Genomic DNA, 11,867 nt, shown 5'->3' on the forward strand with positions numbered 1-11,867 from the left:
GCCGGCTCCCCGGAGCCCCGCGTCCTGCCCGCCGCACCACCCGACGAAAGGAAACCCAGAGGTGACCTCCGCACCACTCGCCGCCGTCACCGGAGCCGAAGGGTTCATCGGCTCCCACCTCACCGAGGCGCTCGTCGCCTCCGGCCACCGCGTCCGGGCCATGGCCCAGTACAACTCGTTCTCCTCCTACGGCTGGCTGGAGACGCTGCCCGCCGACGTCCTGGACCAGGTGGAGATCGTCCTCGGCGACGTCCGCGACCCCGGCTCGGTGCGCGGCCTGCTCGACGGCGCCGACTGCGCCTACCACCTCGCCGCGCTCATCGCGATCCCGTACTCCTACCAGGCCCCGCACAGCTACGTGGACACCAACGTCACCGGCACGCTCAACGTGCTGGAGGCGGTGCGCGCGCTGGGCACCCCGCGCCTGGTGCACACCTCCACCAGCGAGACGTACGGCACCGCGCAGACCGTGCCGATCACCGAGGACCACCCCATCAACACCCAGTCGCCGTACGCCGCTTCGAAGGCCGGCGGCGACCGGCTGGCCGACAGCTACCACGCCAGCTTCGACACGCCCGTGGTGACGCTGCGGCCGTTCAACACCTTCGGGCCCCGGCAGTCGATGCGCGCGGTGATCCCCACCGTCATCGGGCAGGTGGCGGCCGGGCAGCGCACCATCACCCTCGGCGACCTGCGCCCCACCCGGGACTTCACCTTCGTGGCGGACACCGCGCAGGCGTTCCTGGCGGTGGGCACGGCACCGGCGGAGCGGGTGGTGGGCCGCACCTTCAACGCCGGGACGGGCGGGGAGATCTCCGTCGGCGACCTCGTCGCGCTGATCGGCAAGGTGATGGACGCGCCCCTCGACGTCCGCGAGGACCCCGCGCGCCTGCGGCCCGCCAACTCCGAGGTGATGCGGCTCGTCGCCGACGCCACCCGGCTGACCGCGGCGACCGGCTGGCGTCCGGGCCACACGTTGGAGGAGGGGCTCGCGCGGACCGTGGAGTGGTTCGGCGAACCGGCCAACCTCGCCCGCTACAAGACCGGCATCTACAACATCTGACCCGACCGGCACGCACCCAGGAGGTAAGCCATGCACGCAGTCATCCTTGCCGGAGGAAAAGGCGTCCGGCTGCGGCCGTACACCACCGCGCTGCCCAAGCCGCTGGTGCCCATCGGCGATCAGCACGCCATCCTGGAGATCGTGCTGCGGCAGCTTTCCACGGCCGGCTTCACCCGCTGCACCATCGCCATCGGCCACCTCGGCGAGATCATCCGCGCCTACGTCGGCGACGGCTCCCAGTGGGGCATGAACATCGACTACGCCACCGAGGAGAACCCGCTGGGCACCATGGGCCCGCTGCTCACCCTGCGCGAGCGCCTGCCGGAGCACTTCCTCGTGATGAACGGCGACGTGCTCACCGACCTGGACTACGCCGACGTGCTGCGCCGGCACGAGGCGTCGGGCGCGCCGCTGACCATCGCGACCTACGCCCGCAAGGTGCACATCGACTTCGGGGTGCTGACCACCGACCAGAGCCGGGTCGTCGCCTTCACGGAGAAGCCCAGCATCGACTACCGGGTGTCCATGGGGGTCTACGGCGTCTCCCGCTCCACCCTCGACGGCTACACGCCCGGGCTGCCGCTGGGCTTCGACGAGCTGGTGCTCGACCTGCTCGCCGCCCAGCGACCGCCGCACGCCTACGAGTTCGACGGATACTGGCTGGACATCGGCCGTCCCGACGACTACGACCGGGCCAACGCGGAGTTCACCAGCCGCAAGGCGCTTCTGCTCAAGGGAGCCTGACCTTCCATGCACATCCTCGTCCTCGGTGCCACCGGTTACCTGGGCGGCCACGTCGTCGAGCGGCTGCGGGCCCTGCCGGGCGCGCGGGTGCTGCTCGGCGGCCGCTCCCCCGCCGCCGACGTCACCGCCGACCTCGCCTCCGGGCGCCCACGGGAGCTCGCGGCCGCGCTGGCCCGGGTCGCGCCCGACGCCGTCGTCAACTGCGCGGGCGCGACCGGCGGCGACGCCGTCACCCTGGCGGAGGTGAACGCCCGCGGGCCCGCCGTGCTGTGCGCGGCGCTGCGGGAGGCCGCGCCCCGGGTCCGCCTGGTGCACCTGGGCTCGGCCGCCGAGTACGGGCCCGGCACCCCCGGCCGGCCGGTGACCGAGTCCGGGGCGACCGGTCCGGCCGGCCCGTACGGTGCGACCAAGTTGGCGGGCACGGTGGCGGTGACCGCGTCGGGACTGGACGCGGTGGTGCTGAGGGTGGGCAATCCGGTGGGTCCCGGGGCCCCGTCCACGGGGCTGCCCGGCCGGGTCGCCGCGCTGCTCGCAAAGGCCGGGCGCGACCCGGGGGCGACGCTGCGGCTCGGGGACCTGTCCGCGTACCGCGACTTCGTGGACGTACGCGACGTGGCGGAGGCGGTGGCACTGGCGGTCACCGCGCCGGGGCCGCTCCCGCCGGTCCTCAACGTCGGGGGCGGTGGCGCGGTCCCGGTCCGGGAGGTGGTGCGGACGCTGGCGGACACGGCCGGGTTCCGGGGCCGGATCGTGGAGGAGGGCGCGGGCGGCTCCACGCGGTCCGCCGACGTCTCGTGGCAGTGCTCGGACATCACCGCCGCCCGCGACGCCCTCGGCTGGCGGCCGTCGCGCTCCCTGGAGTCGTCGCTGGAGGCCCTGTGGGCGGCCTCCGGCGCACGGTCCCGCAGCGTCGGGGGGGCAGCGGCACGGTGAACCTGCTGATTCCGCTGTACGTCCATCCGGCCGAGGACCCCGCCGCGTGGCACCGGCTGATCAGCCGTGCCGCGCGCACCCACGCCGTCGTGCTCAACCCCGCCAGCGGGCCCGGCGACAGCCCGGATCCGGCGTTCGCCGCCGCCGCCGGGGCGCTGCGCGCGGCGGGGGCCCGGCTGCTCGGTTACGTCGACACGGACTACGGCGCGCGGGACCCGGCCGGGATCACCGACGACCTGCGCAGGCACCGGGAGTGGTACGGCGTGGACGGCTGCTTCCTGGACCGGGTGACCGCCGCGCCGGACGGGCTGCCGGCCTGCCGCCGCCTGGTGCGGTCCGTGCGCCGCCTCGGTGCCTCGCCCGTCGTCCTCAACCCGGGGGTCCACCCCGCTCCCGGCTACGCGCGGCTCGCCGACCTGACCGTCACCTTCGAGGGCCACTGGTCCCAGTACGTGTCGGCGTTCAGCCGCCCGGCGTGGACCGCCCGGCATCCCCCCGAGGGGCTGTGCCACCTGGTCTACGGGGTGCCCGAGCCGCTCGTGCCGCTCGCCGTGCGCACCGCGCGCGAGCGGGGCGCGGCCGTGTGCGGTCCGGTGACGGGCGAACCGCCCAACCCCTGGTCCCGGCTGACCCCCGCGCTGGCCGGGGCGGAGCGGTGAGGCGGCTCGCGGCCGCGGGGGTCGCCCTGTCCCTGGTGGCGGCCCTCGCCGCGTGCTCCGGCGGCGGGGATCCCGACGGTGGGGACTTCGGCGCCGGGGGCACGTGGTGGCGGCCCCGTCCCGGGCTGGCCTGGCAGTGGCAGCTCGACGGCGGGGTCGACCCGTCCGTCGACGTGCCCGTCTACGACATCGACGGCTTCGAGAACAGCGCCTCGGACGTCGACCGCCTGCACCGGGACGGACGCAAGGTGATCTGCTACGTCAACGTCGGCGCCTGGGAGGACTTCCGCCCCGACCGGGACGCCTTCCCCCGCTCGGTGCTGGGCGGGCCCAACGGCTGGCGGGGCGAGCGCTGGCTGGACATCCGCCGGACGGAGGCCCTGCGTCCCGTCATGGAACGCCGGTTCGACATGTGCCGGGACAAGGGGTTCGACGCGGTGGAACCGGACCTGGTCGAGGGCTACGCCCACGACACGGGCTTCCCCCTCACGGCCCGCGACCAGATCCGCTACAACCGCATGATCGCGGAGATCGCGCACGAGCGCGGCCTGGCCGTGGGCCTCAAGAACGACCTGCCCCAGATCCCGGACCTGGTGGACGACTTCGACTTCGCGGTCAACGAGGAGTGCGCGCAGTACGGCGAGTGCGCCCTGCTCGAACCGTTCGTCGCGGCGGGCAAGGCGGTCTTCCACGTGGAGTACGCGCGGTCCACCGCCGACTTCTGTCCCCTGGCCCGGAAGCTGCGGCTGTCGTCGATGCTCAAGAAGCCGGAGCTGGACGCCTGGCGCGAGCCCTGCTGACGGGCCGGGCCGCCCGCCGGGCCGGGGGCGCCGCCGTTCGCCGGGCGCACCGGACAGGACGCGCGGCCACCGTACGAGCCGGCTCCCCGTAGTCGTGGTGGCCGTGGTGCGTTCCCGGCCACGGCCGTGCGCGCCCGCACCCGTGGCCGTGGCCCGCCGGCCACCGCGCCGGGCGGACCCTCGAGTACCTGCCCGGTCGTCCTCGGCGCCCCACCGCCGCCGTTTTCCGGGCGGCCCGCGCGGTTCCGGGCGCTCCGGGCGCCCTGGGCCCGCCGGGGGCGGCGCATTCCTCGCCGGTCACCCGGCGCGGGACCTTCACTACGATGTATCCGCAGGTCAGAGGCGGTTCTGGCCGGGACGGGACCGAAGGCGTCCCCCGTGGTCCCCGGCCGGACGACCACGGGAGGGTCTCCTGGGGAGGCCGCTCACTTCCCGCCACTCGGAACAGCACGGTCCATCGGGGGAAACATTCCGTTTCGCCCTCGCGTCCGGTACTCCACCTGCGGGAAACCCCTTACTTGACGCATTCCTCCGCGCTCCCGCCCGCACCCTCTCAGCCAGATACGTATCAGCCCTTCGATGATGTGCTGTTGAACCCGGAAAAATCACCGGTCACACTGATGACTGTGGTCGCCATGGGCATTTGGCAACGGCAAGGAGACTCCGTCACCTGCTATTTCCTGATAATCATTGTCCACTCTGCACCCATTACGGGAAGTCTCATGCGGCCTGCGTGCCTGGAAAGACATAATTCGGCCAAAGCCTCACGGCCGTTTTTTTGCGATGACCAGTGCGCGGCGGCCGTCTCACGGACCCGCAGAGAAAACGACCCACCCCCGGCCGTGGGGGACGGATTCCCGGCCACGGGACGCGCGCCCGCGCATTCCCGGCACCACGTCGGACCCGGCAGGATTTCCCGGAAAGCACCGCCCGGGGAGACCCCGTTCACCGGGTCCTTCTCCGGGCACGGGCACGGCCCCTTTCCAGAGGTTCCACGTCGCGCCCCGACGCCGCTCCCCGCCCGTCCCCTCCCCGCCTGGCCGCTCCCTGCCCGTCCGGGCGATCGCCCGGGCGGGCCCCCCTGCGCACCCCCGCGAGGCCGCCGCGGCGGCCGGCACCCGCGCGGAAGCGGTGGCGGCGCGGTCCCGAGGGCCGGTGAGGCGTGGTGGCCGTGCTGACGAGCAGTGCACAGGCCGGCGCGTACGGGGAGGCACGGCACGTGATCGGCTCCGTAACGCGGAGGGGGAGCCCGCGCGCCGCACCGTACGGCCCCGCCGAAGCGGGTGCGCCCCGGCCGTGTCCGTCGCCCACGGCCGGGGTCGGCGTGCGCGGTGCGCCCGGCCGGCCCGGCGGCACGGGCGGCCTCCACCCGGTGCGGGCGCGCGGCACCGCGCCCCCCGGACGCGCCGCGGGCCCGTGAACGGCTTCGGGAAAGGCGCCGCGAAGACGGCGGCCGGGAAGGGTCGGAACCGGCGGGTCCCGCGCCGGGCGCGCCGATATCCGCCGACCGTCATCCGCGGATCGGATCTCCTCCTGCGACCTGGAAGGGCAATGTGAACAAGGTTGTCATTTCAACGCACCGAGCCGGGGGAATCGACACGCCGAATGCTTGCCGGAGACAGGGGATTTCCCCCCTTTTCCGGATGGGGAGACCGGCAATGCCGTGCGCGGTCCGCGGGGTGCCCGGCGGACGGTGGGCGCCACCGCCGGGCGGCCCCGCCGCCCTCTGACGGAACGCCCTCCTGACCGCCGGTGCGCCCCTCCCCCCAGCGGACCCGGATCTCCGGGCCCCGCCATTTCGCACCACCGATCCCCACCCCCACCGAATTCACACCAGGACGGCTTCCACGCACTCCCCCGACTTCCTTCGTGAAAGGGACCAGCGTCATGTCTGTTGGCATTCACCACTTGAGAACGTTCCTCATGGCGATCGACGAGGGCAGCATCTCGAAGGCCGCCACCCGGTTGCACATGGCCCAGTCCGCGGTGTCCCGCAGGCTCGCGGAGCTGGAACGCCACGTGAAGCAACCCCTGCTGGAGCGCTCCGCGGAAGGGGTGCAGCCCACGGTGGCCGGGAAGATGTTCTGCGCCAAGGCCGACGCCGCCGTCACCGCGTTCGACGACGCCATGTGCTCGGACCTGCACCAGGTGCGCGCCCTGCGCGTCGGGTACGCCTGGTCCGCCGCCGGTGTGTACACCAGCGAGATACTGCGCCGGTGGCAGGAGATGAACCCGGACGTGCTGGTGCGACTGAAGCGGGTCGACGACCCCGCGGGCGGGCTCACCAGCGGCCTGTCGGACGTGGCCATCATGCGCACCCACGCCCGGCGCCGGAGCCTCCACGAGGAACTCCTCGTGAGGGAGCCCCGGGTCGTCGCCGTGTCGGTGGACAACCCGCTCACCGAGAGGGACGAGATCCGGCTGCCGGACCTCGCCGACTACCCGCTGGTGATCAACTCGTTCTCGGGCACCACCAACCTCGACCTGTGGCAGGACGGCAGGCAACCCGTGGTGGCGGTGGAGGTGGACACCATCGACGACTGGCAGACCTACATCGCCGCCGGTGTCGGGATCGGCGTGACCCCGGCCTCCACCGCCTGGATGCACCCGCACGCGGAGATCAGATACCTCCCCATTCGCGACGCCCCACCCGTGCCGGTCTACCTGGTCTGGGCGTCCAACAATCAGCATCCGGCGCTGCGCTCCTTCATCCGGCTGGCGCGGAACGTGGTGGCGGAGGTCACCGAGTAACCGGGGCCGGGGCCCCGCGCCGCCCACCGGCCCCGGCGTCCCCGCCCGCCGACGGGCGGCGGGTGCCGGGTCCGCCGCGGTCAGACCTCCGACTTGGAGAGCTCCGACTCGGAGGGCTCCACCGGTACGGCCGCGTCGGCCCCGGGCTCGTCGCCCCCGATGATGCCGACGTGTCGCAGCACGACGGCGGAGAGGAACGACAGCACCAGGGTGCACACCGCGGCGACGAGCATCGCGGTGTTCAGCCCGGAGGTGGCCGCCTCCTTGGCCTGGTCGAGCCAGCCCTCGGGCATCCGGTGTGCCGACGAGGCCGCGCCGGCGAGGCTGTCGCCCGCCACGTCGGCCACCTCGGACGGCGTACCGGCGGGGATCTGGTCGTCGATCCGGTTGCGGTAGACCGCGGTGGCCAGGCTGCCCAGGATCGCCACGCCCAGGGCGAGGCCGAGCTCCTGCACGGTCTCCGACATCGCCGAGGCCGAACCGGCCTTCTCCGGCGGCGCGGCCCCGACCACCAGGTCCGTGCCCAGGGCCGCGATCGCCCCCAGCCCGAGGTAGACGAGGCCGAAACCGATCACCATCAGGGCGATGCCGCCCGAGGCGTCGACCAGGGTGAGCAGCACGTACCCGACCATGGACAGCGCCAGGGTGGCGGCCACCACGATCCCCGGCGGCACACGGCGCGCGACCAGCGGCGCCCCGATCGCGGCCAGGAACATCAGCAGCGCGGGCGGCCCCATCCACAGGCCCGCCTCGACGGGGGGCAGCTCCTCCACGAGCTGGAGCTGCTGGGTGATCAGCAGCATCGAGCCGCCGACGCCCACGAGACCGACGAGCAGGACGCTCAGCGCGGCGCTGAACGTGCGGTTGGTGAAGAGGCGCACGTCGAGCAGCGGGCTCGCCAGCCGGCCCTGACGCCGCACGAACAGCACCCCGAAGACCAGGCCGATCACCGTGGCGGCGATCGTGGGAACGTCGAAGCCGTCCTTGGCGAACCGCTTCACCGCGTAGATCACCGGCAGGATCGCGATCAGCGACAGCGCGACGCTGAGCAGGTCGAACCGGCCGCTGTGCGGCGCCCGGTACTCGGGGATCAGGACCGGCGCGGCCACCAGCAGCACGACCGCGACCGGGACGGCGAGGAGGAACGCCGAACCCCACCAGAAGTGGTCCAGCATCACGCCACCGACCACCGGCCCGAGCGCCATGCCGAGCGCGAAGCTCGTCGCCCAGACGCCGATGGCCAGTGAGCGCTGGCGCTGGTCGGTGAACATGTTGCTGATCAGCGCCAGGGTGGACGGCATCAGCGTGGCACCGGCGATGCCCAGCGCGGCGCGCGCGGCGATGAGCATCTCGGCGCTGGTGGAGTAGGCGGCCAGCACGGAGACGGCCCCGAAGGCGGCGGCACCGAGCATCAGCAGCTTGCGGCGGCCGATCCGGTCGCCCAGCGTGCCCATGGTGATCAGGAAGCCGGCGATCAGGAAGCCGTAGGCGTCCATGATCCACAGCTCTTCGGTACCGCTCGGGCGCAGGTCCTCCGCCAGCGACGGGAGGGTGAGGTACAGCACGGTGACGTCGAGGCCCAGCAGCACGGTGGGCAGCGAGAGGACGGCCAGGCCTCCCCACTCCCGCGCACCGGCCCTGCGTACGGTCGTTGTGCTCATGGCACTCCCCTGCGTTTCGAGTTCGAGAACGTGCCCCGCCACCATGCCGGTCGTCACGCACGATTTCCTGACGGTCGCTCGGCTATACACTGCGACCATGCGTTACGGGGTGCTCGGCCCGCTGGCCGTCTGGGACGCCGAGGGGCGGCCGATCAAGGTCCCCGAAGCGAAAGTGCGCGCCCTGCTGGCGAACCTGCTGATCCACGGGGGCGGACCGGTCCCGGCGGACCGCCTGATCGACGACCTGTGGGCGGGCAACCCGCCGGGCGGGTCGGCCAACACGTTGCAGACCAAGGTCTCCCAGCTCCGCCGCGTGCTCGGGCGGGACCAGGTGGTCCGCGAGCCCGCCGGCTACCGGCTGCTGCTCGCGGACGGCGTGGTGGACGCGCTGCGGTTCCAGGAACTGGCCGAGCGCGCCCGCGCCCAGGAGGAGCCGGCGGTGAAGGGGGACCTGTTCGCCGACGCGCTCGCGTTGTGGCGGGGCCCGGCCTACGCCGATGTGGCCGAGTCCCTGTTCGCCCGCGGTGAGATCGCCCGACTGGAGGAACTGCGCCTCTCCGTCGTCGAGGACCAGGCCGAGGTGCGGCTGACGCTGGGCGAGCACACGTCGCTGGCGGCGGAGCTGGGAGAACTCGTATCGCGGCATCCGCTGCGCGAACGACTGCGCATGGTCCACATGCGCGCCCTGTACCGGGCCGGGCGGCAGGGCGACGCGCTGCAGAGCTTCCAGGAACTGCGGCGCCAGCTGGCGGAGGAGCTGGGGGCGTCGCCCGGTCCGGCGATCTCCGCGCTGCACGAGGCGATCCTGCGCCAGGAGCCGCGGCTGGCCGCGCCCGCCGTCGCGCCGCTGTCGTGCCGTACCAACCTGCCCGCGCCGCTGACCCCGCTGATCGGCCGGCGGAAGGCGGTCGACCAGGTGCGGGCGCGGCTGGGCCCGGGTGCGGACACCCGCCTCGTCACGCTCACCGGTCTGGGCGGAGTGGGCAAGACGCGGCTGGCGATCGCCGCGGCGCGCGACATGGCCGAACGGTTCACCGACGGCGTGTGGCTGGTCGAACTGGCCGGTCTGGGAGCCGCGTCCACCCCGGACGACATCGCCGAGCGGGTCATCACGACGCTGGGCCTGTGCGACACCGCGGCGACCGAGCCGGACCTCGACGACCTGGTGGGCTGGCTGTGCCAGGCGGTGGCCGACAAGCACCTGCTGATCCTGCTGGACAACTGCGAGCACCTCGTCGAGCCGGTCGCCGTGCTCGCCGGTGCCGTCCTGTCGGCGGTGCCCGCGGGGCACCTGCTGGTCACCAGTCAGGAAGCCCTCGACATCCCCGGCGAGGTGGTGCATCCGGTGCCCCCGCTGGCGCTGCCGGAGCACACCGACCCGGAGGTGGTCGCCCGGTCCAGCGCCGTCGAGCTGTTCGTGGCGCGGGCGGCGGCGGCGGCGCCCGGCTTCGCCCTCGACGCGGACAACGCGGCCGCCGTCTCCGCCATCTGCCGCCGCCTCGACGGCATCCCGCTCGCCCTGGAACTCGTGGCGCCCCGATTGCGCGCGCTGAGCCCGGCCGAGCTCGCCGCCTCCCTGGACGACCGGTTCACCCCGCCCGACGTCCGGGTGCGGGGGCTCCCGGCCCGGCAGCAGACGCTGCGGAGCATGCTCGACTGGAGCTGGCAGCTGTTGACCGCGGACGAGCGGACCGTGCTGCGGCGCCTCGCCGTGCACGCGGACGGCTGCACCCTGCCGTCCGCCGAGGCGGTCTGCGCCGACCGGGACCTGAGCGCCGAGCGGGTGCCCGACCTGCTGTCCCGGCTGGTGGACCGCTCGCTGGTGGTCCGTGAGGCGAACCGGTTCCGGTTGCTGGAGTCGGTGGCCGCGTACTGCGCCGAACGGCTGGCGGAGTCGGGCGAGGAGACTGCCGTCCGGGCGCGGTTCGTACGGTGCTACACCGAGTTGGCCGAGCGGGAGAGCGAGCGGCTGCGCGGCCCGGACCAGCGGCGCTGCCTGGAGCGCCTGGACGCGGAAACGGTCAACCTGCGCCGCGCCCTCGACCTCGCGGTCGCCGGGGACGCCGCCGGATGCGCGGTACGGCTGGTGAACGCGCTGACGTGGTACTGGTTCCTGCGCGGGCGGCTCACCGAGGCCCGCAGGTCGCTCCAGGCCGCGCTGGCCGCCGACGGCGGGGCCGCCCCGGCCGCGCGCCTGGCGGCGCGGGCCTGGCTGACCGGCATCGAGCTGCGCACGTCGTCGACCGGCACAACACCGGTCCCGGCGGGTGAGGACCCGACGGCCGGCGTCGACCAGCCCGTGCTGCGGGCCCGGTTGCAGTGGTTCGTCGGCACCGGTCTGACCGGCCACGGGCACCACCGCGAGGGGCGGCGGCTGGTGGAGGCGAGCCTGGCCGGCGCGCGCGCCGCCGGGGACCGCTGGGGCGAGGCCGCGGCGCTGGTCGAGCTGGCGGGCCACGCCCCGGTCCGGGGCGAGTCCCACGCGGAGCTGGGGGCCGCGCTGTTCCACGAGGTCGGCGACCGCTGGGGCCAGCTCCGGGCCACCCGGGCCCTGGCGCTCACGGCCGAACGCGACGGCGACCACGCGCGGACGGAGCGGCTGCACCGGGAGGGCCTCGTGGTGGCCGAGGAACTCGGGCTGTGGACCGAGGTCGTCGAGGCGCTGACCTGGCTCGGCAAGACCGCCCTGGCGGGCGGCCACGCCCGGCGGGCGACGGAACTGTACGAGCGGGCGCTGTCCGTGTCGGCCGAACGGGCCTACAGCCGGGGCGAGGTCCGTGCCGAGATCGGCCTGGGGCTCGCCGCACGTCTCCGCGGCGACCGGGGGGCCGCCAGGCGCCACCTGAACCGGGCGCTGGCCAAGAGCCACTCCTCGGGCCACGCCGCCGACGCCGCGGCCGCGCTGGCGGAGCTGGACCTCGTCGCCCGGGCCTGACCGGGCCCGTGCGCTGTCCCTCCACCGGGACGGGTGGCGGGGGCCCGCCGGGCCCGGCGGGCCCCGCGACCGGCGCGCGGCCGTCGTGATCACGCTGACGCGGCCCTCGTGACCCCGCCGAGCGGCCTTCGTGTCCTCACCGGCCCGACCGTCGCGTCCCCGCCCGCACGACCGTCGTGTCCCCACCGGCGCGGCCGTCGCGTCCGCGGCCGGCGGCGGGGCGCCGGCCGGCCGGTCCACCCCACCCGTACGGAGCCGTGCTCCCGCGGCCGGCGCTCCACGCCCCGGCGCCCGCACGCGGACGGACCCCGACCGCACCGG

At 74.2% G+C, this 11,867-nt stretch carries 8 protein-coding genes; 7 read left to right on the plus strand and 1 reads right to left on the minus strand.

Annotated features, from left to right (window positions below; translation table 11 throughout):
• Positions 1-61 precede the first annotated feature (61 nt).
• The 6 genes from AC07D6_RS10685 to AC07D6_RS10710 all read left to right on the plus strand — a co-directional run bounded on the left by AC07D6_RS10685 (position 62) and on the right by AC07D6_RS10710 (position 6,950).
• Positions 62-1,063 (plus strand): GDP-mannose 4,6-dehydratase, encoded by a 1,002-nt coding sequence (locus AC07D6_RS10685; protein ID WP_479043331.1) that lies wholly within the window; start codon positions 62-64, stop codon positions 1,061-1,063.
• A gap of 30 nt (positions 1,064-1,093) precedes the next feature.
• Positions 1,094-1,807, plus strand: coding sequence for a nucleotidyltransferase family protein (locus tag AC07D6_RS10690; RefSeq protein WP_315877388.1), 714 nt, complete (start codon positions 1,094-1,096; stop codon positions 1,805-1,807).
• Positions 1,808-1,813: 6 nt separating this feature from the next.
• Complete coding sequence (locus tag AC07D6_RS10695; protein ID WP_479043333.1) at positions 1,814-2,740, plus strand: NAD-dependent epimerase/dehydratase family protein; 927 nt, start codon at positions 1,814-1,816, stop codon at positions 2,738-2,740.
• The gene (locus AC07D6_RS10700; RefSeq protein WP_479043335.1) at positions 2,737-3,399 is read left to right on the plus strand and encodes a spherulation-specific family 4 protein; all 663 of its coding nucleotides are present in this window, start codon (positions 2,737-2,739) and stop codon (positions 3,397-3,399) included. Before AC07D6_RS10695 ends, AC07D6_RS10700 begins: the two co-directional genes overlap by 4 nt.
• Complete coding sequence (locus tag AC07D6_RS10705) at positions 3,396-4,199, plus strand: endo alpha-1,4 polygalactosaminidase (RefSeq protein WP_479043337.1); 804 nt, start codon at positions 3,396-3,398, stop codon at positions 4,197-4,199. Before AC07D6_RS10700 ends, AC07D6_RS10705 begins: the two co-directional genes overlap by 4 nt.
• A gap of 1,887 nt (positions 4,200-6,086) precedes the next feature.
• Positions 6,087-6,950, plus strand: a complete 864-nt coding sequence (locus tag AC07D6_RS10710) for a LysR family transcriptional regulator (RefSeq protein WP_315877392.1) — start codon at positions 6,087-6,089, stop codon at positions 6,948-6,950.
• Between the two features lie 80 nt (positions 6,951-7,030).
• Here the strand turns inward: AC07D6_RS10710 and AC07D6_RS10715 are convergent, their stop codons facing one another.
• Complete coding sequence (locus tag AC07D6_RS10715) at positions 7,031-8,611, minus strand: MFS transporter (protein WP_315877393.1); 1,581 nt, start codon at positions 8,609-8,611, stop codon at positions 7,031-7,033.
• 97 nt (positions 8,612-8,708) lie between these two features.
• Between AC07D6_RS10715 and AC07D6_RS10720 the strand changes: the two genes are divergently transcribed.
• Entirely contained in the window at positions 8,709-11,546 is a 2,838-nt protein-coding gene (locus AC07D6_RS10720; RefSeq protein WP_479043338.1) for an AfsR/SARP family transcriptional regulator, read from the plus strand.
• The last annotated feature ends 321 nt before the right edge of the window (positions 11,547-11,867 follow it).

The organism is Streptomyces sp. NPDC045287, from assembly GCF_056432325.1.